The 21520-nt window shown below is 67.8% G+C and carries 23 protein-coding genes and 2 riboswitches; of the genes, 12 read left to right on the forward strand and 11 right to left on the reverse strand.

The features are described 5' to 3' along the window. Position 1: 1 nt before the first annotated feature. Both AC2JAJ_RS09395 and AC2JAJ_RS09400 read right to left on the reverse strand, forming a co-directional pair. Positions 2-484 carry a cation:proton antiporter regulatory subunit gene (locus AC2JAJ_RS09395; protein WP_221387394.1) on the reverse strand — a complete coding sequence of 161 codons (483 nt, stop codon included), beginning with the start codon at positions 482-484 and terminating at the stop codon, positions 2-4. A 66-nt stretch (positions 485-550) separates the two neighbouring features. Further along, positions 551-1951 carry an MFS transporter gene (locus AC2JAJ_RS09400; RefSeq protein WP_486416074.1) on the reverse strand — a complete coding sequence of 467 codons (1401 nt, stop codon included), beginning with the start codon at positions 1949-1951 and terminating at the stop codon, positions 551-553. A gap of 196 nt (positions 1952-2147) precedes the next feature. On the opposite strand from AC2JAJ_RS09400, the gene AC2JAJ_RS09405 reads away from it, so the two are divergent. Genes AC2JAJ_RS09405 through mnhG form a run of 6 tightly spaced genes read left to right on the forward strand, consistent with a single transcriptional unit; the run spans position 2148 to position 8546 of the window. Further along, positions 2148-5192 (forward strand): Na+/H+ antiporter subunit A, encoded by a 3045-nt coding sequence (locus AC2JAJ_RS09405; protein WP_486416073.1) that lies wholly within the window; start codon positions 2148-2150, stop codon positions 5190-5192. Then, positions 5189-5725, forward strand: coding sequence for a Na(+)/H(+) antiporter subunit C (locus AC2JAJ_RS09410; protein ID WP_221387397.1), 537 nt, complete (start codon positions 5189-5191; stop codon positions 5723-5725). Before AC2JAJ_RS09405 ends, AC2JAJ_RS09410 begins: the two co-directional genes overlap by 4 nt. After that, complete coding sequence (locus tag AC2JAJ_RS09415; protein ID WP_486416072.1) at positions 5722-7329, forward strand: Na+/H+ antiporter subunit D; 1608 nt, start codon at positions 5722-5724, stop codon at positions 7327-7329. Before AC2JAJ_RS09410 ends, AC2JAJ_RS09415 begins: the two co-directional genes overlap by 4 nt. Next, positions 7326-7871: a Na+/H+ antiporter subunit E gene (locus AC2JAJ_RS09420; protein WP_486416071.1), complete on the forward strand. Its 546-nt coding sequence runs from the start codon at positions 7326-7328 to the stop codon at positions 7869-7871. The genes AC2JAJ_RS09415 and AC2JAJ_RS09420 overlap by 4 nt, the downstream gene beginning before the upstream one ends. Next, positions 7868-8146, forward strand: a complete 279-nt coding sequence (locus tag AC2JAJ_RS09425; RefSeq protein ID WP_486416070.1) for an MrpF/PhaF family protein — start codon at positions 7868-7870, stop codon at positions 8144-8146. Before AC2JAJ_RS09420 ends, AC2JAJ_RS09425 begins: the two co-directional genes overlap by 4 nt. Continuing rightward, entirely contained in the window at positions 8136-8546 is a 411-nt protein-coding gene (gene mnhG / locus AC2JAJ_RS09430; protein ID WP_473695429.1) for a monovalent cation/H(+) antiporter subunit G, read from the forward strand. The genes AC2JAJ_RS09425 and mnhG overlap by 11 nt, the downstream gene beginning before the upstream one ends. A 3-nt stretch (positions 8547-8549) precedes the next feature. Here mnhG and AC2JAJ_RS09435 read toward each other — a convergent pair whose 3' ends face one another. From AC2JAJ_RS09435 to AC2JAJ_RS09450, 4 genes are all read right to left on the reverse strand, one after another. Then, entirely contained in the window at positions 8550-8813 is a 264-nt protein-coding gene (locus AC2JAJ_RS09435) for a DUF4235 domain-containing protein (protein ID WP_221387402.1), read from the reverse strand. 87 nt (positions 8814-8900) lie between these two features. Beyond that, positions 8901-9149 carry a CDGSH iron-sulfur domain-containing protein gene (locus tag AC2JAJ_RS09440; protein WP_221387403.1) on the reverse strand — a complete coding sequence of 83 codons (249 nt, stop codon included), beginning with the start codon at positions 9147-9149 and terminating at the stop codon, positions 8901-8903. 138 nt (positions 9150-9287) lie between these two features. Next, positions 9288-10373: an iron-containing redox enzyme family protein gene (locus AC2JAJ_RS09445; RefSeq protein ID WP_486416069.1), complete on the reverse strand. Its 1086-nt coding sequence runs from the start codon at positions 10371-10373 to the stop codon at positions 9288-9290. Positions 10374-10714: 341 nt separating this feature from the next. Continuing rightward, positions 10715-11257 (reverse strand): heme-degrading domain-containing protein, encoded by a 543-nt coding sequence (locus AC2JAJ_RS09450; RefSeq protein WP_486416068.1) that lies wholly within the window; start codon positions 11255-11257, stop codon positions 10715-10717. A gap of 87 nt (positions 11258-11344) precedes the next feature. After that, positions 11345-11484: riboswitch (TPP riboswitch) on the forward strand. A 63-nt stretch (positions 11485-11547) separates the two neighbouring features. Here AC2JAJ_RS09450 and AC2JAJ_RS09455 point away from each other — a divergent pair. The 5 genes from AC2JAJ_RS09455 (at position 11548) to AC2JAJ_RS09475 (ending at position 17435) form a co-directional block, all read left to right on the forward strand. Then, on the forward strand, positions 11548-12171 hold the full coding sequence (locus AC2JAJ_RS09455) for an ECF transporter S component (protein ID WP_221387407.1): 624 nt from the start codon (positions 11548-11550) through the stop codon (positions 12169-12171). Beyond that, positions 12171-13721, forward strand: coding sequence for an ABC transporter ATP-binding protein (locus AC2JAJ_RS09460; protein ID WP_486416067.1), 1551 nt, complete (start codon positions 12171-12173; stop codon positions 13719-13721). Before AC2JAJ_RS09455 ends, AC2JAJ_RS09460 begins: the two co-directional genes overlap by 1 nt. Continuing rightward, positions 13718-14518 carry an energy-coupling factor transporter transmembrane component T family protein gene (locus AC2JAJ_RS09465; RefSeq protein WP_486416066.1) on the forward strand — a complete coding sequence of 267 codons (801 nt, stop codon included), beginning with the start codon at positions 13718-13720 and terminating at the stop codon, positions 14516-14518. The genes AC2JAJ_RS09460 and AC2JAJ_RS09465 overlap by 4 nt, the downstream gene beginning before the upstream one ends. Before the next feature lie 99 nt (positions 14519-14617). Next, positions 14618-16141, forward strand: coding sequence for a UDP-N-acetylglucosamine 1-carboxyvinyltransferase (locus AC2JAJ_RS09470; protein ID WP_461856001.1), 1524 nt, complete (start codon positions 14618-14620; stop codon positions 16139-16141). Between the two features lie 67 nt (positions 16142-16208). Next, complete coding sequence (locus AC2JAJ_RS09475) at positions 16209-17435, forward strand: glutamate--cysteine ligase 2 (protein WP_486416065.1); 1227 nt, start codon at positions 16209-16211, stop codon at positions 17433-17435. Here the strand turns inward: AC2JAJ_RS09475 and AC2JAJ_RS09480 are convergent. The 5 genes from AC2JAJ_RS09480 to AC2JAJ_RS09500 form a co-directional block, all read right to left on the reverse strand. Next, entirely contained in the window at positions 17432-18058 is a 627-nt protein-coding gene (locus AC2JAJ_RS09480; protein ID WP_486416064.1) for a hypothetical protein, read from the reverse strand. The genes AC2JAJ_RS09475 and AC2JAJ_RS09480 overlap by 4 nt on opposite strands. 53 nt (positions 18059-18111) lie before the next feature. Beyond that, on the reverse strand, positions 18112-19320 hold the full coding sequence (locus tag AC2JAJ_RS09485; RefSeq protein ID WP_221387413.1) for an O-succinylhomoserine sulfhydrylase: 1209 nt from the start codon (positions 19318-19320) through the stop codon (positions 18112-18114). Next, complete coding sequence (locus AC2JAJ_RS09490; RefSeq protein WP_221387414.1) at positions 19321-19731, reverse strand: rhodanese-like domain-containing protein; 411 nt, start codon at positions 19729-19731, stop codon at positions 19321-19323. Continuing rightward, complete coding sequence (locus AC2JAJ_RS09495; protein ID WP_221387415.1) at positions 19728-20003, reverse strand: DUF1737 domain-containing protein; 276 nt, start codon at positions 20001-20003, stop codon at positions 19728-19730. The genes AC2JAJ_RS09490 and AC2JAJ_RS09495 overlap by 4 nt, the downstream gene beginning before the upstream one ends. 13 nt (positions 20004-20016) lie before the next feature. Then, positions 20017-20132: riboswitch (SAM riboswitch) on the reverse strand. Between the two features lie 195 nt (positions 20133-20327). Then, positions 20328-20582, reverse strand: coding sequence for a hypothetical protein (locus AC2JAJ_RS09500; protein ID WP_486416063.1), 255 nt, complete (start codon positions 20580-20582; stop codon positions 20328-20330). A 226-nt stretch (positions 20583-20808) separates the two neighbouring features. Between AC2JAJ_RS09500 and AC2JAJ_RS09505 the strand changes: the two genes are divergently transcribed. Then, positions 20809-21513, forward strand: a complete 705-nt coding sequence (locus AC2JAJ_RS09505; RefSeq protein ID WP_486416062.1) for a TetR/AcrR family transcriptional regulator C-terminal domain-containing protein — start codon at positions 20809-20811, stop codon at positions 21511-21513. Positions 21514-21520 lie beyond the last annotated feature (7 nt).

Here is a 21520-nt window from a genome sequence, read left to right on the forward strand (position 1 = left end):
TTTAGCCGTGGCGCAGGATATTGGCAGCCGAGTCGAGGCCTTCCTGGGTACCCACCGCCACCAAGAGGTCGCCGGGGTGGAGCACGACGTCGGGCCCCGGCGAGGGCAGGACCTCACCTTCGCGCATGATTGCCACGATTGAGACGCCGCACCGGGTACGGATGCAGGCCTTGCCCATGGGCTGGTTCTGGAACGGGGAATCCGCGGCGATGGAGAACTGCCGGGTGACGATGCCGGGCACGTCCTTGTGCTCTTCCGTGAGTTTCATGGCCAGGTGCTGGCCGCCCAGGAGGTTCCCGAGGGTGGCGGCTTCGTCGCTGGTCAGCGGGATCGACGCCTGGCAGGTATCGGGGTCGTCCCAGGTGGAAACGATGAGTTCCGTCTGGCCTTCCCACCGCTCCACGACGCCGATCCGGCGGCCGGAGGCTGTCATGAAGTCCTTGCGCCGGCCGAGGCCCGGAAGGTTGGTTTCTTCCACGTTCATGGTTCCAGCCTAGTCTGCCGGGCAAGACCTGGCGGGGGTGTGTTCCAAGGGCGAACAGCCGCGCCGTCAGCTGACGGGAACCACCGCAATCGGGGCTTTGTCCGGCGATTTCACCGGCAGCAGGACCAGGAGCCCGGCCAGGAGCACCGCCATGATCCCCAGGATGCCCCAGCGCTGCGCCTCTCCTGCCGGCACCAGCGGTGTGGCCACGGTGATGCACAAGGTAAACAGGGCCGGTGCCAGGAAACTGACCGCGCGGCCGGTGGTCGCGTACAGCCCGAAGAGTTCGCCTGACTCACCGTGCGGGGCGAGCCGGGCGAGGTAGGCGCGGGAGGATGACTGGGCGGGGCCCACGAACAGGCAGAGGAACAGCCCGAACACCCAGAACGTGGTGCTGCCGGCCCAGTCCATGCCCAAGAAGGTGTAGGTGCCGTTGCCCAGGAGCAGGATCGCGGTGCCGGCCACGAGCAGTCCCGCCAGGGAGCCTGCGATCACGGCCTTCGGGCCCACCTTGTCGTCCAGGAAGCCGCCGGCCACGGCGCCGACGGCCGCCACGACGTTCCCGAAGATGGCGAAGAAAATGACCTGCGACAGCGTGAAGCCGAAGGTCCCGGCCGCGATGATGCCGCCGAAGGTGAAGACAGCGGCCAGGCCGTCACGGAACACGGCGCTGGCCAGCAGGAAGTAGATGGTGTGCGGGCTGGTGGCGTAGATCGCCTTGATCCGCCGGAACAGGAGGCCGTAGCTGGCCAGGAATCCGAGGCGCCGGGCCTGCGGGGTCCGCGGCAGTTCGGGGACCGCGAAGAGGACAGGGAGCGCGAAGACAAAGAACCACAGGGCGGAGAAGACAGCCACCAGCCGGATGTTGAGGCTGTCCTGGGTGGACGCGCCGAACCACTGGAAAACCGGCTGGACGAAGAGCTGCAGGACGGCCAGGAGGGCCACGATGCCGCCCAGGTAGCCGGCGCCCCAGCCAAGGCCGCTGACCTTTCCGATGTTCCGCGGCGTGGAGACCTGGGCGAGCATGGCGTTGTAGTTGACGCCGGCGAATTCGAAGAAGACGTTGCCCAATGCGATCAGGGATACGCCAAGGAGCAGGAATTCCGGCCGCGGGAACACGAAGAAGCACAGTCCCGTGAGGACGGCGACGGCGGCGGAGTTGACCCCCAGCCACAGCTTGCGCCGCCCCCCGGCATCCGAACGCTGGCCGGTGACCGGTGCCAGCAGTGCGATGGCGAAGCCGGCCACCGCCAGGGCCGCACCCAGGACCGCCGAGGCGCTGTCCTCGCCGCCGAAGGCGCTGGACGTCAGGTACACGGTGAAGACAAAGGTGGTCATCACGGCGTTGAAGGCGGCGGATCCCCAGTCCCAGGAGGCCCAGGCCAGGACCTGCCCCCTGGTGGAGGGGGTTCCGGCTTCGAGTTCCGAGGCGGGCCGCATCGCCCCGGGAGCGCTGGCGCTGTTCATAGGCTGCATAGTATCCGCCCGTGGCGAACACCTGGCGGACGCCGGGCCCCTGACGCCGGGGAATTCACCGGCTTGCGGGGGCCCCGGCGCGGCAGGCAGCGCAGGAGCCTTGATAAACTGGCCTCTCCCGGATCCAACTTTTTTGCCGCCTGCTCCAACTTTTGACAATCGAATCCCTGACGTTGCGGAGACACCAGTGATAACAGTCCTTGCCGTGCACTTTTCGGTGGCTGTCCTGGTGCCCTTCCTCTTCAGGGCCTGGGGGCGGAACGCCTTCTACGCACTGGCCGCCGTTCCCGCGGCGTCCTTCGGGTGGCTCCTCTTCCAGCACGGCCCCGTCTATTCCGGATCCGGGGCGGTGGCAGAGGTCTTCGAGTGGATTCCCGGGCTGCGTCTCGAGCTCGCTTTCCGGATGGACGCGCTGGCCTGGGTCATGTCCCTGCTGGTCCTCGGCGTCGGTTCCCTGGTGCTGGTGTACTGCGCACGCTACTTCAAAAAGAAGGACCAGGATCTTGGCGCGTTCGGCGCCCAGCTGCTGGCCTTCGCCGGTGCCATGTTCGGCCTGGTGGTGGCGGATGACCTCCTGCTGCTGTTCATCTTCTGGGAACTGACCACCATCCTGTCCTACCTCCTGATCGGCTTTGCCCGAACCCGGCTGGCGGCCCGCCGGTCCGCATTGCAGGCCCTGATGGTCACCACGGCGGGCGGCCTGGCGATGCTGGTGGGCCTCATCATGCTCGGCCATGCCGCCGGAACCTACCGCATCTCCAGCATCCTGGACCAGGCCTCCACGCTGGCTGCCGGGACGGACGGCGCGGTGGCAGGCGCCGCCGTCGTACTCATCCTGGTCGGTGCCATCACCAAGTCCGCACTGGTCCCGTTCCACTTCTGGCTGCCAGGCGCCATGGCCGCACCCACCCCTGTCAGCGCCTACCTGCACGCCGCCGCAATGGTCAAGGCCGGCATCTACCTGGTGGCGCGCCTGGCCCCGGGGTTCTCGGAGACGCTGTACTGGCAGCCCGTGGTCCTGGGGCTGGGCCTGGCCACCATGCTGGTAGGCGGCTACCGGGCGCTGCGGCAGACCGACATCAAGCTCATCCTCGCCTACGGCACCGTCAGCCAGCTTGGCTTCCTCACCATGGCGGTGGGCCTGGGAACGCCGGACGCCGCGCTGGCCGGCCTGGCCATGCTGCTGGCCCACGGCCTGTTCAAGGCGACGCTCTTCCTGGTAGTGGGCATCATTGACCACCAGTCCGGCACCCGGGACGTCCGGAAGCTCTCCGGCGTCTTCCGCTCCTCGCGCGCGCTGGGCATCGTGGCTGCCATCGGTGCCGCGTCCATGGCGGGCGTTCCCCTGATGGGCGGTTTCGTGGCCAAGGAATCGGTGCTGGAAGCGTTCGTGCACCATGCCAAAGACGCGCAGTCCGGCCCCTGGGGCATGGTGGTCCTGGTTGGCCTGGTGCTGGGCTCCGTCCTCACCTTCGCCTACAGCGCCCGCTTCATGTGGGGCGCGTTCGCCCTCAAGCCGGGAGTGGAACCCACTCCGTTCAAGGCCATCAGGCCCTCCTTCCTCGCCGCTCCCGCCATCCTCAGCCTCCTCACCATCGTGTACGGGCTCTGGCCGGTGCCCGCTGACGCGTGGATCCAGCCGTACGCGGCGCTGTTCGCCTCCACAGCGCCCGACGCCGGCACTCCCGGTGAGCAGGCCGGCCACCTTGCGCTGTGGCACGGCTTCACCCCCGCGCTTGGGCTGACGGCCGTCACCTTCGTCCTGGGCGCCGCCATGTACTTTTGGCGCAGCGCGGTGGCCCGCGCGCAGTCCCTGGTCCCCGCGTGGGTGGACGGCGACCGCGCCTACCAGCTCACCATCGGCGCGCTGGACGACGCCGCCGTCTGGATCACCGGCCGCACCCAGCGCGGTTCGCTGTACTACTACCTTGCCGTGATCCTCAGCGTGGCGTTCGTGCTGCCGCTCTCCGTGATCCTGCTGGCCCGCAAGGACCTGCCGGCGGACATCTACCTGGTGGATCCCAACTCCCCGCTGCAGCTGGTGGCCGGCGTGGGAATCGTCATCGGAGCCCTAGCCGCCGTCCGGGCCAACAAACGCTTCCTTGCCGTGCTGATGGTGTCCGTCACCGGCTACGGCATCGCGCTGCTGTTCGCCCTCCAGGGCGCCCCGGACCTGGCCCTGACCCAGATGCTCGTGGAGACCATCATCCTGGTGGCGTTCGTGCTGGCCATGCGCAGCCTTCCCGCTGAACTCCGCGACCGTACCGGCGGCAAGTACCGGGTGCTGCGCGTGATCATCGGGCTGGGGTTCGGCGTGACCATGGTGTTCGCCGCGATCTTCGCCATGGGCGCCCGCACCGCCATTCCCGTATCACTGCAGTTTCCGCAGCTGGCCTACGAAGGCGGCGGCGGGCTGAACGTGGTCAACGTGACCCTGGTGGACATCCGCGCCTGGGACACCTTCGGGGAAATCAGCGTCCTGGCGCTCGCCGCCACCGGCGTGGCAAGCCTGATCTTCGTGCGCGGCCGCGGTAAGCGGCTGCAGTCCTCCGCGTCCGTTGCCGAGGGCACCGTGGGCCGCTTCCACGGGGTGGATCCCGGCTCCCGCGACGGCGCAGCGCTGGCCGTCAGCCGGAAGTTCGCGGCCGCGGCGCGCGACCCCTGGATCGTGGCCGGACGCACGCTGGCCCCGGAACGGCGGTCCATCATCTTCGAAGTGGTCACCCGGCTGATCTTCCACTCGATGATCATCTTCTCGCTTTACCTGCTGCTGGCCGGCCACAACCTGCCCGGCGGCGGCTTCGCGGGCGGGCTCACCGCGGGCCTGGCCCTCACCATGCGTTACCTGGCCGGCGGCCGGTTCGAACTCCGGGAGGCCGCGCCCCTGAGCGCCGGCGCCCTGCTGGGTTCCGGCCTGGCACTGGCAGCCGTGTCCGGCGTAATGCCCCTGCTGCTGGGCGGCCAGGTGTTCCAGTCCGCCATCATCGAAATCTGGCTTCCGGTGTTCGGGGACATCAAGTTCGTCACCTCCACCATCTTCGACATCGGCGTGTACATCGTGGTGGTCGGCCTGGTGCTGGACGTCCTGCGGAGCCTCGGCGCCGAAATCGACGAGCATTTCGAGGAACGCTCAGCAGGCTCGGGGCACCAGGGCGAAGCCGCACCAGTATTGCAACAGGAAGAGGAACCGGGCGGGATGCCTGCCGAGACCACCGCAAAGGGCAAAGCATGAGCATCAACCTGACCCTCCTGATCGTCATGGGTGCCCTGTACGCGTGCGGAATCTACCTGATCCTCGAGCGCAGCCTGACCCGTGTGCTGCTGGGGCTGATGCTGCTGGCCAACGCCACCAACCTGCTGATCCTGGCAACCGGCGGCTACGCGGGCCTGGCCCCGCTGTTCTCCAAGGACATCGCGGCCCAGGACTACAACGACCCACTGCCGCAGGCCCTGATCCTGACGTCGATCGTGATCTCCTTCGCCGTCACGGCGTTCATGCTCGGCATCATCTACCGCACCTGGGTGCTGGCGCGCCAGGACGACATCCAGGACGACGTGGAAGACCTCCGGGTGGCCGAAACCCCCAGCTTCGACGCCGAGGACGACGCCGAGGTCCCGGCCGAGACGTCCGAGTTTCCGCTGGCAACAGTCACGGCGGGCGCCCGCGAAATGCCCGCCGAGGACGCCGCGGCGGAGGAACAGCCCGGATCACTCAACGTCGATCCCCGCCCGATGGAAGCCAGCCCGGAAGGAGGCGGACAGTGAACATCGCAGCCCTGGCTCCGCTCGCCGTCGTACTTCCCATCCTGGGCGCCGCCCTGACCTTCCTGCTGATCCGGCACTCCCGCGCCCAGCGCGCGGTCAGCATCGCGCTGCTGTCCCTGACCCTGGCGCTTGAATGCCTGCTGCTGGCCTCGGCGTGGGAGAGCGGGACCGCCGCAGTGACCATCGGCGGCTGGCTGCCGCCCTGGGGCATCGTGATGGTGGTGGACCAGTTCTCCTCGCTGATGCTGGTGGTTTCCTCCGCGGTGAGCCTGGCCGTGCTGGTGTACGCCACCGGGCAGGGCATGGCCGACGGCGACCAGGATGCCCCGGTCTCGATCTTCCACCCCACCTACCTGATCCTGGTGGCGGGGGTGTCCAACGCCTTCCTGTCCGGCGACCTCTTCAACCTCTACGTGGGCTTCGAGATCCTGCTGACGGCAAGCTACGTGCTGATGACGCTGGGCGGCACCGGGCCGCGCATCCGGGCCGGCGTGACCTACGTGGTGGTGTCCGTGGTGTCCTCTGTGCTGTTCCTGATCGCCATCGCCATGGTCTACGGCGCCACGGGGACCGTCAACATGGCCGACCTCGCCATGAAGCTGGGCGAACTGGACCAGGGCACCAGGACCCTGCTGCACGTCATGCTGCTGGTGGCGTTCGGCATCAAGGCCGCGGTGTTCCCGCTGTCCTTCTGGCTCCCGGACTCGTACCCCACGGCCCCTGCCCCGGTCACCGCCGTGTTCGCGGGCCTGCTCACCAAGGTGGGCGTATATGCGATGGTCCGGACCGAGACGCTGCTGTTCCCGGGCGATGCCCTGAACACGCCCCTGATGGTGGCGGCACTGCTCACCATGGTGGTGGGCATTCTGGGTGCGCTGGCGCAAAGCGACATCAAGCGTCTCCTCTCGTTCACCCTGGTCAGCCATATCGGCTACATGGTGTTTGGGCTGGCCATGTCCTCCGCCGCCGGACTGGCCGCGGCCGTCTTCTACGTGGCCCACCACATCACCATCCAGACCAGCCTCTTCCTGGTGACCGGCCTGATCGAGCGGCGGGGAGGCAGCTCCTCCGTGGACCGGCTGGGCGGCCTGGCCAAGCTCTCTCCCCTGCTGGCCCTGCTGTTCTTCGTCCCCGCCATGAACCTCGCCGGGATTCCGCCCTTTTCCGGGTTCCTGGGCAAGGTGGGCCTGCTGCAGGCCGGCGTGGAACTGGGGACGCCGCTTGCCTATGCCCTGGTGGTCGGCGGCGTGGTCACCAGCCTCCTGACCCTGTTGGCCGTCGCCCGGGTCTGGAACCGCGCGTTCTGGCGCCGGCCCACCGACGCCGAGCATCCGGATCCGGTGCTCCTTGCCGCACCGGCGGCGAGGGTTTCCGGTCCCGGAGCCAAGCCCAACGACACGGTGACGCTGCTGCCGCGCACCATGGTGGGCTCGACCATGGGCCTGGTGGTCATCGGGGTTGCCCTGACCGTTTTCGCCGGGCCGCTGTTCGAGCTGTCCGGCCACGCGGCACGGGACATGCTGGACCGGGCCCCGTACATCCAGGCGGTCCTCGGCGACGGATCCCCCGTTCCTGCCGCCCCTGTGGTGGGAGGAGGACGATGAGCCGGCAACGGATTTCCCTGCGCCAGGAGCTGCCGCTGCTGGTGTGGCTGGTGGTTGTGTGGGGGGCCCTGTGGCAGGACTTCAGCCCTGGCAACCTCCTGTTCGGCGCGCTGCTGGCGGTGGGCGTCGCGCGGCTGTTCTACCTTCCGCCGGTGGAGCTCAGCGGCCGGTTCAACATCCTGTATGCAGTGCCCTTCGCCGTGGTGTTCCTCGGCAAGGTGGTGGTGGCCAGCGCGCAGGTGTTCTACCTTGCCGTGGTCCGAGGGCCAAAGGTGACCAATGCCATCGTCGCTGTCCGGCTGCGCAGCCACCAGGACCTGCTGGTCACCGCCACGGGGCACGTGATCTCCCTGATTCCCGGATCCCTCGTGGTGGAGGTGGACAGGTCAACGTCCACCCTGTACCTGCACGCCATCAACATCACCTCCCGCGAGGACGTGGAAAGCCTGCGGAACGAGGTGCGGTCCATCGAGGCCGGCCTGATCCGGATCATGGGCACGCCGGAGGAACTCGAAGCCGTCCGAAAGGAGGCAGTCGCGTGATGGACGCAGTCCTGGCGGTGACCGCCGCCATCTTCTCCCTGGCTGCCGCCGGAGCGATCATCAGGATCGCCCGCGGCCCCTCGCTGCTGGACCGGGTGCTCGCCGCCGACGTGCTGCTGGCCATCCTGGGCGGCGCCCTGTGCATCGATATGGCGGTGAACCGGCACCTGAACAACCTCATGCTGGTGGTGGCCATTTCCATCATCGGTTTCATCGGGTCCGTCACGGTGGCCCGTTTCGTTGCCGACCGGAGGGTGGACCCCAATGAATCCTGACTTTTCCGGTCCGGACGGCTGGGTTGACCTGGCCTCCGCCGTCTTCATGGTGGTCGGTGCACTGATGTCCCTGGCGGCCGCCATCGGCCTGCTGCGCTTCCCCGACCTGATGTCCCGAATGCACGCAGCCACCAAGCCCCAGGTCCTGGGCCTGTTCCTGCTCCTGGCAGCCATCGGCCTGCAGCTGCGGACCTGGTGGGTGTGGCCGGTGCTGCTGGTGGCCTGGATCTTCCAGCTCCTCACCGTCCCCGTGTCCGCACACATGGTGGGCCGGGCGGGCTACCGCACCAAGCACCTGCACCGGGAGCTGCTCAGCGCGGACGAGCTTGAAGCCGTAGTGCAGAAAGCCGCCGCCGAGGCTGCCCGGAAGGACAGCTCCGACGATGGCGGCACGCGCTAGTTCCTAGACGATGTCCTGGCTCTTGGCGAAGCGGGCGATGGCGCGCTGGGTGCCGCGGTTGGCCAGGACCTGGATGATGGCGCTGACCGATGCCGAGATCAACGCGAAGGTCAGGGCCGAACGCAGGCTCGTTGGGACGTCCTCGTTCTTGCCGGTGGGCGCCTTCTGCCCGGTGGTCTTTTCCCAGATGCCGTTGACCAGCTTGGTTCCGGCCAGGCCTGCGAGGAGGCTCACCCCGGTCCCGAGCAGCTTGATGAAAAGGTTCATTCCCAGTACTCCTTGACAGCGGAAAGCGGACTGCCTCCAGCCTAGCCGTACACCCGGGCGCGCCCGGGTAGGCCCGCCCGCCGTGGCCTATCCCGCGGGGCGCTCCGTGCGGAACTTGATCATCTTGTGGGTTCCGTCGCAGTAGGGCTTGATGGCCGAGGCCCCGCACCGGCACAACGCCACGGTTTTGCGGTCGCGGGGCACCGGGCCGCCGGAGGGAGTGACGATCTCAAACTCGCCCCTGACAATCAGTGGCCCGTCGGGGCACACCACAATGGAACTGGCGGCCGGTTCCCCGGCGCCGTTTTCCGTGGTTTCCGGCTGCTCCTGGTTCACATTTGCTCCTCTGTGGTTCGGGCGTGGGCTTTGCCGCGGTGGCGCAGCCGGAGTTCGGCCTCCCGGATTCCAGGGCCTCGGGTTCGTCGGCCCAGCGCAGGGGAAGGATGTACTCGGCGTCCTGCCGCGGCCGCGGCGTCATGCCGCCACGGGCACTGCCGCCCGCAGCGATGATTTCCCGGACTCCCAGGAGCCCAGCAGGTGGGCCGACAGCCGGCTGTCGATGGCCATGACCGCCGTGGCACCGAACAAGACATCCCCCAGGAGTTCCGGCTCGGCCTCCACCAGCCCACCTGCCAGGTCCCGGCCGGCGATCTGTTCGTGCACGGCGTCGGCTTCCACATGTTCATCGAAGTAGTGCGTGACGCCGGCATCGAAACCGTGGCGGCGGAAGCCGTTGCCGTAAAAGCGGTTGGGCTGGGAGGACGTCATCTCGTAGATGGCCAGGTGGCCGGTGATGGCGCCGCGGAGCCGCCGGTTCAATCCGCACAGCGACATCAGGTTGACCGAAGCGAGGGAGACCGCTGGGACGGCGTCAACGTACGCGCCGTAGGAGTCATCCAGTCCGATGCCGCGCATGGTGCGGGCAAACAGGGCACTGTGCATCCGTTCTGGCCGGCCGCCCCCGTACTCGTCCGCCTGGATTTCCACGAGCGCGGCCTTGGCGCGGCCAGTGAGGCGGGGAATGGCCCAGGTATGCGGATCGGCTTCCTTCAGCTGGTACACCGATTTGTGCACCAGGAACTCCTTCAGCTGCTCCAGCGACGCCTTCCTGGCCACGTAGCGCGAGACACTCGGGCCGGTGTCGCTGGCAGCAAGGTCGAAGAGGATCCGGGCGACGTCGTCGCTGGTTGGATTGCCACCGGGCACCCGGCTCCCGGTGAAGGCGCCGGTGGCCGGAACGCCGTGTTCCCGGCCGACCTTCCGCGCGGCCTCACGGAGCGCCTTTTCGAAGGGCTCCTCGATCATCCGCCGGATCCGGATCAGTCCAGGCTCCCACTCCCAGTCGTCGGCGACGCCGTCGAGGCCTGAGTAGTGGAGTTCGTAAAGGCTGAAGAGGGAGAGCTGGATGTCCTCGTGGCCAATGATGTCCCCGGCCAGGGCCAGCTGTCCCGCCACCATGGCGTGCAGTGCGTCCAGGTCAGCCGCGGAGGAAGCCGGCGCCTGCACCAGGACTTTGAACAGGGCGCTGCTGACGGGTCCTCTGGTTTCCGGGATTCTCATGGTGCTCCTTGGTCTGCCGCGCCGATGCCGGGAACGAACGCGGGGGAGCCTGTGCCTGGCGCTGCCAGGCCGTGTCCTCCTCGAAACCCGGGAGGAATATAGTAAGCATGGCTTAGTAATTAAAGCCATGCGGGAACCGGGGATGAACTGCAGAACGCTTTCCGGGAGGGACCGTGCCTGACGGTCATGGGGGAGATGCGGAGCGTTCTGGTGCCGGACACCGCGCAGGAACACCGCTGGCCCGGTTACGTTGCCGCTGCGGCGGGAGCTGGCCCAGTCCATCGTCGAGTCGGTGGCCGCGGGTGCCGGGATCACCACGCACTTCGACGAATGAGCGGCAGCTACACCTCCAGCGCCGAGCCAAGGACGTCCCGGAGGGCTTCCACCACCAGGTCGTGGTCCTGCACCTGGGGCAGCCCGGAAACGGCGACGGTTGCCACCGCTCCCACTCCCGTGACGAAGATGGGGAAGGCACCCCCGTGCGCGGCGTAGCGGGACTGGTCGAACCAGGCGTTGTCTTCTATCCGGCCGCCGCCCAGCCGGCCCCGCAGGCCCACCAGGAGCGACGGCACCTCGTACCGTGCGGCGGTGCGCTGCTTGGCCCGGATCCAGTGGCCGTTGTCAGGCGTGGCGCCCGGCAGTGCGACATGGAAGAGGACTTGATCGCCCTTGGTGATGTCGATGGCGATGGGATGGTCCCGCTCCTTGCCCAGTTCCACGAGGAGGAGGCCAAGGTTCAGGGCGTCATCCGGGGAAAACCCGGGGAACTGCAGCTCCCGGACCTCCGCTTCGACGCGGGCGATCAACGCCTCCAGGGACCCTTCGGGCTGCGTGTCGAGGGAATCCGGATCGAACTCGGTCACATGCGGCGGATTGGCACTCATGCCCCACAATCTACCCCTCGCCAGGTGTAAACTTGACCACGCCCGCAAGGGCTGAAATACACGCCTGAATTGAACCAAAACCACCATTTACAACGACAGGGGAGCGCCGCCGTCGGCATCCCGGCCAGGCCGGGGAACCGCAGGTGGGCGCTGAGAGTGCGGACCGCCGCAGACCCTCGAACCTGATCCGGTTAGTACCGGCGCAAGGGAGTCGAGTTCTCGAAGTGATTGGCAACGGCACTCAACGCCGGATTGCCGCGCTTTCCCCTCCTGTTACCCAGGAGGATCACATGAGCACAGCAGCAATCAAGAAGACCACCAGCAAGTCCTGGCGCGTCGTGGACATCGTGGTGGCGGCCCTCGTCGCCATCGCCGGCGGCGTCATTTTCTGGGCCTGGTCCCAGGGCGCGGCCGCAGTATCCGTGCCGATGAACGCGGCCTACCCGCCCCTGACCGGCCTCATCGCCGGCGGCTGGATGATCCCGGGTGTCCTGGGGATGCTGATCATCCGCAAGCCCGGAGCTGCGCTGTTCTGCGAAACCGTGGCAGCCACCGGTGAACTCCTCATGGGTTCGCAGTACGGCACGTCCGTCCTGTTCTCCGGCTTCGTCCAGGGCCTGGGCGCGGAGATCGTCTTCGCGATCTTCGTCTACCGCAAGTTCAACCTGCCCGTGTCCCTGCTGGCCGGTGCGGCATCCGGCCTCTTCTGCGGCCTGAACGACTCCTTCGCGCCCTGGGGCTGGAACATCGCCTACTCCGGCGCGGACAAGCTGGCCTACATCGTCTTCTGCATGGTCTCCGGAGCCATCATCGCCGGCGCGCTGTCCTGGATCGCGACCCGCGGCTTGGCCCGCACCGGGGTCCTGAGCTCCTTCGCCTCGCGCAAGGCCGCAACGGAGCCCGTCTTCTCCTGATGCCCGCCGCTTCCCAGGACGCCGGGGCTCCCGCCAGGCCTGCCGCCATCACCGCCCGAGGCTGGGGCTGGCGGCATGCCGGCAGGTCCAAGCCGGCCGTCAACGCCCTCAACCTTGACATCAGCCCGGGGGAGCGCGTGCTCCTGCTGGGTCCCTCCGGCGCCGGAAAGTCCACGCTCCTGCATGCCCTTGCCGGGGTGCTGGGGGATGTGAATGACGACGGCGAGGCCGGGGATGCCGACGAGGCGGGTTCGCTGCTGGTCGACGGGGAGTCCCCGCGCGCCCGGCGCGGCCATGCCGGGCTGATGCAGCAGGACCCGGAGACCCAGGTGGTCCTGTCGCGGCTGGGTGACGACGCCGCCTTCGGCGCCGAGAACCTCGCGGTGCCCCGCGACGCCATCTGGGCGCGCGTACACGAGGCGCTGGACGACGTCGGGCTTGCCCACCTTCCGCTGGACCACCCGACGTCGGCCTTGTCCGGCGGGCAGAAGCAGCGCCTCGCGCTGGCCGGCATCCTTGCCATGCGCCCCGGACTGATCCTGCTGGACGAACCCACCGCCAACCTGGACCCGGACGGAGTGCTGGAAGTCCGCGACGCCGTCGCTCGCTGCCTCGACAAGACCGGGGCCACGCTGGTGGTGGTGGAACACCGGGTATCCGTGTGGAAGGACGTCGTGGACCGGATCGTGGTCCTGCAGCCCGGCTCCGCCGCTGAGGATGCCGTACTCCTGGACGGGCCGCCGGACCGCGTCCTTGCAGAGGCCCGGACCATGCTCGCTGCCGCGGGAGTCTGGGTGCCCGGTTACGTACCGGCAACCCGAAGCCGTGCGGCAGTTCCGGCCGCGGGGGCGGGCAACCTTCTGCTGGCCGCCGAGCAGCTTGCCGTTTCCCGCGAGCGTCCGCGCCGCAGCGGCTTCCGGAAGGTGCCGCCGGTCCCGGTCCAGGAAGGCCTCACGGCCCAGGTCCGGGCGGGGCAGGCGCTGGCCATCACCGGGCCCAACGGTGCCGGAAAATCGACCTTCGCCCTGACGCTCGCCGGCCTGCTGGAACCGGTGGCAGGGACGGTGTCCGCCACGCTGGACCTCAGCCGCGGCGCGGGCATCGATCCGTACAAGTGGAAGGCCGAACAGCTGATTTCGCGGGTTGGCACCGTGTTCCAGGAGCCGGAGCACCAGTTCGTGACGGGCAAGGTGCTCGATGAACTGCGCTTCGGCCCACGCCACCTGGGCCACGGCGGGGAACGGGTGGACGAGCTGCTGGAGCGGCTCCGGCTGACCGCCCTGGTGGATGCCAACCCGTACACCCTGTCCGGCGGCGAGAAGCGGCGGCTGTCCGTAGCCACCGTCCTGGCCGCCAGCCCGCAGGTCCTGGTGCTGGACGAGCCCACCTTCGGCCAGGACGCCAACACCTGGGCGGAGCTGGCATCGTTCCTGTCCGAACTACTGGACGCCGGCACCGCGGTGGTCTCCGTAACGCACGATGCCGAGTTCACCGCCGCCCTGGGCGGGGCCGAACTGCGGATGGCCGCGGCGGAAGCGGTGGCGCCATGAGGCAGCAACTCACCCTGCGCGGCAACCACGCGCTCCTGACCCGGGCCAACCCGCTGAGCAAGTTCGCCGCCGTCGTGCTCATTACGGCGGTCCTGGCGCTGTCCATCGACTGGGTCTCCGCCTCGGTGGCCCTGGTGTTCGAAGTGCTCCTGTTCCCGCTTGCCGGCCTGACGCCGTCCCTGTTGTGGCAGCGCGGCTGGCCGCTCATCCTCGCCGCCGCCGTCGGGGGCTGGAGCACCTCCATCCTGGCTCCGGACAGCGGGCGGATCCTGCTCGACGTCGGCATCTGGAGCATGAGCGAGGGGTCCCTGCAGCTGGGGATCGGGTTTTTACTCCGCGGGTTCGCCATCGCGCTTCCCGCGGTGCTGCTCATGAGCTGCACCGATCCCACGGACCTCGCCGACGCGCTGGCGCAAAAGGCGCGGCTGCCGCACCGCTTCGTCCTGGGAACCCTGGCCGCGATGCGCCTGGTGGGCCTGATGGCTGAGGAATGGCAGACCATCGGCATGGCCCGCCGGGCCCGTGGCGTTGGCTCCCGCGGCAACGTGGCCCAGCGCGTAAAGGCAACGCTGGGGCAAAGCTTCGGCCTGCTGGTGCAGGCGATCCGCCGTGCGTCCCGGCTGGCGGTGACCATGGAGGCCAGGGGATTCGGGGGCGGGCCGCGGACCTGGGCCCGAGAATCCACCTACAGCGCACTGGACGCGTGGGTGCTCGCCGGCGGTGTCCTGGTGGCCGGGCTTGCCCTGGCGGCCGCTGTATCCGCGGGGACGTGGAACATGGTCTGGCTCGGCAGCTAGTGCGGCAGCCTATCGCATCTACCGGGTAGTACCTGACTCCTTGTTGCTCTCCGGTCGCGTCGGGGCGCCGGGATAACTCATAAATGATATATTTGTGTCATGACGCAGGAAACCGCCGAACACGTTGCCGCCATGCTCAGGGACGCCCGGAGCGAGAAGGGCTGGACCCAGGGCCAGCTCGCCGCCGAACTCGGCACCAGCCAAAGTGCTGTCGCCAGGATGGAGCAGGGCAAGCAGAACCTGAGCCTGAAGATGATCCAGCGGCTGGAGAACATCTTCGAGCGGAGCATCGTCAACGTGGGCAAGCCGCAGATGACCCACCTGCGCGTGGAGGGTGGACGCACCCTGTCCGGCGCCGTGGACGTGAACAGCAGCAAGAACGCAGGTGTGGCGCTGCTGTGCGCCAGCCTGATCAACCGCGGCACCACGGTGCTCCGCCGCCTCGCCCGCATCGAGGAGGTCAACCGCATCGTCGAGGTGCTGACGAGCATCGGCGTCGAATGCACGTGGCTTAACGATACCGACCTCCGCCTGCGCCGCCCGGCAGTCCTTGACCTGGACGCCATGGACGTTGACGCGGCACGCCGCACCCGCAGCGTCATCATGCTGCTGGGGCCGCTGCTGGACGAGTCCAGGGAGTACCGGCTGCCCTACGCCGGTGGCTGCGACCTGGGTACCCGCACCGTGGAGCCGCACATGCAGGCGCTGCGCCAGTTTGGGCTTTCGGTGGAGGCCAGCGCGGGTTTCTACACTGTGCAGGCGCCGCCGGCCGATACCCGGGACCGCTCCTTCGTCCTTACCGAACGCGGCGACACGGTCACCGAGAATGCGATCATGGCGGCCGCCCACCGTCCGGGAACCACCGTGATCCGCAACGCCAGCCCCAACTACATGGTGCAGGACCTGTGCTTCTACCTCCAGATGCTCGGCGTCACCATCGAGGGCGTGGGCACCACCACCCTGAAGATCACGGGGCGCCCGGTCATCGACGCCGAGATCGAGTATTTCCCCTCCGAGGACCCCATCGAGGCCATGAGCCTCATCACCGCGGGCATCGTCACCAACTCGGAGGTGACGGTCCGCCGCGTACCCATCGAGTTCATGGAGATCGAGCTCGCCACGCTGGGCCAGATGGGCCAGCAGCTGGAGGTCTCCGAGGAGTACATGGCGCGCAACGGCCGCACCCGGCTGGTCGATGTGACCACCAAGCCCTCTGAGCTGAAGGCGCCCGAGGACAAGATCCACCCCATGCCGTTCCCCGGGCTGAACATCGACAACCTGCCGTTCTTCGCGGTGATCGCCGCGAACGCCACCGGCCAGACGATGATCCACGACTGGGTGTACGAGAACCGGGCGATCTACCTGACAGAGCTGAACAGGCTGGGCGCGCAGGTGCAGTTGCTGGATCCGCACCGCATCTACGTCAACGGCCCCACCCGCTGGCGTGCGGCAGAGGTGGGCTGCCCGCCGGCGCTGCGACCGGCCGCCTGCCTGCTGCTGGCCATGCTCGCGGCAAGGGGCGTGTCCGAACTGCGGAACATCTACGTGATCGAGCGTGGCTACGAGGACCTGGCCGAACGGCTGAACACCATCGGAGCCAAGGTGGAGTACTTCCAGGACTGACCATTAACGGTTCGTCATGAAGGGCGGGGCTGCTTCACTTCCACCGCCGCTGCAGCAGAATGAACATATGCGTACATTCGGCGTCGAGGAAGAACTCCTGATCGTTGATCCGGAGTCCGGAGAACCGCTTGCCCTGGCTGACGCACTCCTTGCGGGGCGTTCAGAAGCGGCGGATGACGTCCCCACGCGGCCGGCGGTGCATCATGCCGGGAAGCAGGCGGATTACGACGACGAGATGGGCTTGAGTGCCGAGCTCAAGCTGGAGCAGATTGAGACGCAGACCCGGCCCTGCTTGGAATATGGGCAACTGCTCGAACAGATCCGGGCAGGCCGTACACTCGCCGACCAGGCGGCCCGGAAGCATGACGCGAGGGTGGCCGCCCTGGCCACGTCGCCCGTCGCGTCCACCACCCACACCACCCCGGACGCCCGCTACGCGAGGATGCTGGAGCGCTTCGGCCTTACCGCCCAGGAACAGCTCACCTGCGGCTTCCACGTCCACACCTACATTGAGTCCCCGGAGGAAGGCGTGGCCGTCCTGGACCGCATCCGGGACAAGCTCGCTGTACTGACAGCCCTGAGCGCCAACTCTCCGTTCTGGAACGGCGTGCCCACCGGTTTCGAAAGCTACCGCACGCAGGCCTGGAACCGTTGGCCTACGGCCGGTCCCACGGGCATTTACGGAACCTACGCCGCCTACCGACGGGTGGTCACGCGCCTGCTGGACACCGGCGTCATGCTCGATGAGGGGATGCTGTATTTCGACGCCCGTCTGTCCCGCAGCCATCCCACCGTGGAAGTGCGGGTGGCCGATGTGTGCCTCCGCGCCGAGGACGCCGGCCTCATCGCCGTGCTGGTCCGGGCGTTGGTGGAGTCCGCGAGCAGGGAATGGCGCCAGGAGGTTGATCCGGCGCCCGTTCCCACCGTGCTGCTGCGGATGGCTTCGTGGCAGGCCAGCAGCGCCGGACTCAGCGGCGAGCTTCTGGACTTCGGGAACTTCCGCCCCGCGCCTGCCACGGATGTCGTCCGCTCTCTGGTCGATTACCTGGCGCCGGTGCTGGATGAGCAGGGCGAGCTTGCTTTGGCGCGCCAGGGGATCGAGGACATCATCGCGCGCGGGACCGGGGCGGCTGAACAGCGCCGTGCCCGCGACAAGGCATTGGCGGGGCCGCCGCCGGAGGACATGGGGTTCGGTGCCGTGGTGCGGCAGGCCGTCAACGTAACGATGCGGGGGGCGCTGGATCTCGCGGAGGTGGAGGCGGCCCCGGAACTGCTGCGGGTGCGCCAGCCCTAGCCGTCCCCGGGGGCTCCCTTGAAGCGAAGGAGCTTCACGCCGACCGCGATCTGCATCAGGTAGAACACGAACGGCGGAATGTCCTTGTAGCGCAGGAGGATGCCGGCAAAAACCGGTGCACTGGCAGCGGCGCTCAGCCCGGTCCCGCCTTTGAGCGGGGAGGCCTGCAGTGCCGCCCCCAGCAGGCCGACGCCGCAGGTCTGAAGGCTGGCGTACGCCAGGAAGGGCCAGGCAGTGCCCCTCCGATAGGCAAATTTCTCGATGTCCGCGGCGCGGACGGCGAGGGCCCAAACGAACAGGGGGCTGCCCGCCAGCAGGGCGGCAGCGGCGACGGTCGCCAGTTGTCCGGCCCGGGCAGGCCCGGTTTCTGATCCCGCGTTGCCTGCTTCCTGCCGCAGCCGCCGGGCAAGCCGCACGAATCCCAGGGGTGCCGCCGCCGTTCCTGCCGCCGCTAGGAACTGCCCCAGCGTCCAGAGGCCGCGGTGGCGCTCCAGCATTGCCAGCCGCTGCTCCGCACTCTTGGTGGCGTGGACATTGCCCACCATCGCGATTCCCAGCAGCCAGCACACGCCCGCCGCGGTGCTCACCGCTCCCGCCCTGGCATACGGCTGTGTCTGGCCCACGGCTTGCCTCCTTCGCGTCCGCTGCTTATTAAAGTGCGGAATAGCGCCGGAATCTAGATCTGCTTCAGCGCCTGTTCCAAGTCGCGGATGAGGTCATCCGCATCCTCAAGCCCCACGGAGAGGCGGACCACGCCGTCGCTTAGTCCGATGGCAGCGCGCCCCTCCGGCCCCATGGCCCGGTGCGTGGTGGTGGCCGGGTGCGTGATAAGGGACTTGGAGTCGCCAAGGTTATTGGAGATGTCGATGATGCGCAGCCCGTCCAGCAGCGCGAACGCGGCCTCCTTGCCGGACCGGCCCGCAGAGGGCGCCAGTTCCAGCGTGAGGACGGTGCCGCCGGCGCTCATCTGCTTCGCCGCCAGGTCGTACTGCGGGTGGGACTTCAGCAGCGGATACTTCACCCAGCTCACGGCCGGCTGTTGCTCCAGCCACTCGGCGAGCCGGAGTGCGGTGGCGGACGAGTGGTTGACGCGCAGGCCCATGGTTTCCAGCCCCTTGGTCAGCACCCAGGCGTTGAACGGGGAAAGTGCGGGACCGGTGTGGCGCATCAGCTGCTTCACGGGGCCGTCGATGAATTCCTTGGTGCCCAGGATGGCACCACCCATCACACGGCCCTGGCCGTCGATGTGCTTGGTGCCGGAGTAGACGATGACGTCCGCGCCGAGGTCCCCGCAGCGCTGCAGCAGGGGAGTGGCGAAGACGTTGTCGGCCACCACCTTGGCGCCCGCGGCGTGCGCCAGTTCGCTCACGGCCGCGATGTCCACGATTTCCTGCATCGGGTTGGAGGGTGATTCGAAGAACACGGCGGTGGTGGGCTTGGACAGGGCTTCGCGCCACTGGTCCAGGTCGGGGCCGTCCACGAAGACGGTTTCCACGCCCCATCTGGGGAGGATCTCATTCAGGATGACGAAGCAGGAGCCGAACAGCGAGCGGGCGGCAACAACACGGTCACCGGCGGCCAGCAGGGCACCCAGGGCGGTGAAGACCGCGGACATGCCCGACGCCGTCGCAAAGCATGCCTCGGTGCCTTCCAGCAGGCGGAGCCGTTCCTGGAAGGTTGCCACGGAGGGGTTGCCGTAGCGGGAGTAGACGAACCGTTCATCCTCGCCCGTGAAGGCGCGTTCTGCCGCCGCCGCCGATTCGTAGACGAACCCGGAGTTCAGGAAGATGGCCTCGGACGTTTCCTGGAAGTTGGTGCGGTCGAGTCCGCCGCGGACGGCCTGGGTGTCGGCGCTCCAGCCGGAGGCATCTGGGTTGAAGGTCACTTAGTTCTTTCCGAGGTTGGTGGGCAGGCCGCGGTTCTTCCAGCCGTTGACGGTCCGTTCGCCGTAGCGGTCCGGCTCCCCCTCGAAGCCTTCCAGCACGTTGTACGAGGTGAAGCCGGCCTGGGTGGCGGCAATGGCAGCGGCGACGGACCGCTGGCCGGAGCGGCACAGGAACACCAGTTCCGCGGACGGGTCCTCGGGTGCCTGCTCCTTGAGGTCCTTCACGAAGTCGGGGTTGGGGATGCCGCCCCGGAAGGTCCACTGGATGAAGAGCGGGTCGTTGTCCGTGGCCTTGGTATCCGGGATGCCGATGTGGGCCCATTCGCCCTCGGTGCGGACATCCACCAGGATGGCGCCCTGCTCGAGCTTGGCCCAGGCTTCCTGCGGTGTCAGGTCTCCTGCGTAGCTCATGCGTGGCCCTCGCCGTCGAACTCGCCCTCAAATTCGCCGTCAAGTTCATCCACGGCGGTGGCCACGGCGGCGTCTGCGGAAGCGATCGCGGCCGGCAGGACCACTGCCTGGGCGACGATGACGCTGCTGCCGTTGAAGGTGGCCGCCGGGCTGCCGTGCAGCACATACCCCTCGTCCAGGGCAGCGGAGATCCGTTCACAGAATGATCGGTCGTCCGGGCCTGTAATCAGGCGGTAGGACAGCTTTTCTTCAGGGGCGGGTGCGTCAGGCACGACGGATCTCCTTCTCTCACGCTTGCAGCTCGAATCGGTCGATATGCCGAGTATTCACCTGAGGCACCCCGCCGCGAAAGGGAGGGTTGCCGACCGGCCAGTCAGGGCTTAACGCCGGTACTCATTACTCCCCAAAAACGTAACATCTGACGCGCGCAGCCGCATCGCCGCCGTCGTCATGTTCCGTAATTGAGCGGCACCCCGGGCCGGGGACGCGCATGCGCATCTTTCGGCCGGGCATGAAAATGCTGCGGCGCCTGCGGCACCACAGCATTCATGTCCATTTCCCGGTCATCAGGCGGCCGGATGTAGTCCCCGTAAGGCCTACACGAGTTCGGGATACGTGGTGACGATGTAGTCGGCAGCGGCCGGCCCCGTCATCCGCACGCCCTTGCGGCCTGCCGGCATCCTGTTATTCATGGCTGACCAGAAGCTGGATTCGGCCCCGGGTACCTGCTGGTTGATGAAGCACCAGCTCATGTACAGGCCAAACAACCGGTCCCGGTCGAGGGCGGATTCTGACGCCTGGTCGACGTAGGTGGCTTCCTGGAGGAACTGGTCGAACTGCGAATGTGCCATGACGGCTCCCTTCGCTCGGTGCACTGTGCCGCCGGTAGGCTACAGCGGCGAGCCTCGATGCCCTGCACTGCGGGCAAGGATTGTGTAGTTGCATCCCCCGGAAAATTCAGGGGAGCACAGAGTGCTGTCACCACGGTGTCTACACTGTAGACTTTACCCGTAGACCAGATATGAGGCAACCCTCCCAGTTACCGTGGGACGGCGGCCCGGCAATGAGGACCACGCGATGACTTCCGCCGATACCCCCAGGAGCGGCCAACCGAAAAGCAGGCTGAGCAGGGACATTGTCCTGGCCAAAGCCCTCGAACTGGTGGATGCCGAAGGGCTGGAAGCGCTGAGCATGCGCCGGCTGGGGCTGGAACTCGGCCGGGATCCCATGAGCCTTTACCGCTACGCCCAAAACCGCGCCGCCTTGCTCGACGGCGTGGCGGAGCTTGTTCTCGATGACCTGTCCATCGAGCCCTCGGACCCGGACTGGAAGGCGCAGCTTCGGAAGATTGCCCACAGCCTGCGCCGGCAAGCGCTCCGGCACCCCAACGCAGTGCCCTTGCTGGTGACGCGGCCCCTTTCCACTCCGCTGGGCCTCCGGCCGCTGGGCACCCTGAGGCCACTGGAACAGATCCTGTCCCTGCTGGTGGCGGCGGGATTCGAGCCTGCCGACGCACTCCACGTCTACCGCGCCTACTACGGCTTCCTCTACGGGCACATCCTCAACGAACTTCAGGAGTTCGTGGTGGATCCGGGGGAGAACGAAGCGCTCCTGCGCCTGGGCCTCCACCGCCTGCCCGCAAAGGACTTTCCGTGGCTCCGCGCCCTGGCCCCTGCCCTCGCGGAATACGACGGCGAGGCAGAGCTGGAGCAGGGGCTCGCGATCCTGCTGTCCGGACTGGAAGCGCAGCTCACCCGGGAGACGGCGGGTTCCGGCGCCTGAGGCACGG

Source organism: Arthrobacter sp. MOO21 (assembly GCF_057369995.2).

What these genes read in the sequence shown, in the direction of transcription:
- AC2JAJ_RS09395 (WP_221387394.1), bottom strand. Translation starts at nt 484, where the DNA reads ATGAACGTGGAAGAAACCAACCTTCCGGGCCTCGGCCGGCGCAAGGAC.
- AC2JAJ_RS09400 (WP_486416074.1), bottom strand. Translation starts at nt 1,951, where the DNA reads ATGAACAGCGCCAGCGCTCCCGGGGCGATGCGGCCCGCCTCGGAACTC.
- AC2JAJ_RS09410 (WP_221387397.1), top strand. Translation starts at nt 5,189, where the DNA reads ATGAGCATCAACCTGACCCTCCTGATCGTCATGGGTGCCCTGTACGCG.
- AC2JAJ_RS09420 (WP_486416071.1), top strand. Translation starts at nt 7,326, where the DNA reads ATGAGCCGGCAACGGATTTCCCTGCGCCAGGAGCTGCCGCTGCTGGTG.
- mnhG (WP_473695429.1), top strand. Translation starts at nt 8,136, where the DNA reads ATGAATCCTGACTTTTCCGGTCCGGACGGCTGGGTTGACCTGGCCTCC.
- AC2JAJ_RS09435 (WP_221387402.1), bottom strand. Translation starts at nt 8,813, where the DNA reads ATGAACCTTTTCATCAAGCTGCTCGGGACCGGGGTGAGCCTCCTCGCA.
- AC2JAJ_RS09445 (WP_486416069.1), bottom strand. Translation starts at nt 10,373, where the DNA reads ATGAGAATCCCGGAAACCAGAGGACCCGTCAGCAGCGCCCTGTTCAAA.
- AC2JAJ_RS09450 (WP_486416068.1), bottom strand. Translation starts at nt 11,257, where the DNA reads ATGAGTGCCAATCCGCCGCATGTGACCGAGTTCGATCCGGATTCCCTC.
- AC2JAJ_RS09455 (WP_221387407.1), top strand. Translation starts at nt 11,548, where the DNA reads ATGAGCACAGCAGCAATCAAGAAGACCACCAGCAAGTCCTGGCGCGTC.
- AC2JAJ_RS09460 (WP_486416067.1), top strand. Translation starts at nt 12,171, where the DNA reads ATGCCCGCCGCTTCCCAGGACGCCGGGGCTCCCGCCAGGCCTGCCGCC.
- AC2JAJ_RS09465 (WP_486416066.1), top strand. Translation starts at nt 13,718, where the DNA reads ATGAGGCAGCAACTCACCCTGCGCGGCAACCACGCGCTCCTGACCCGG.
- AC2JAJ_RS09470 (WP_461856001.1), top strand. Translation starts at nt 14,618, where the DNA reads ATGACGCAGGAAACCGCCGAACACGTTGCCGCCATGCTCAGGGACGCC.
- AC2JAJ_RS09475 (WP_486416065.1), top strand. Translation starts at nt 16,209, where the DNA reads ATGCGTACATTCGGCGTCGAGGAAGAACTCCTGATCGTTGATCCGGAG.
- AC2JAJ_RS09490 (WP_221387414.1), bottom strand. Translation starts at nt 19,731, where the DNA reads ATGAGCTACGCAGGAGACCTGACACCGCAGGAAGCCTGGGCCAAGCTC.
- AC2JAJ_RS09500 (WP_486416063.1), bottom strand. Translation starts at nt 20,582, where the DNA reads ATGGCACATTCGCAGTTCGACCAGTTCCTCCAGGAAGCCACCTACGTC.
- AC2JAJ_RS09505 (WP_486416062.1), top strand. Translation starts at nt 20,809, where the DNA reads ATGACTTCCGCCGATACCCCCAGGAGCGGCCAACCGAAAAGCAGGCTG.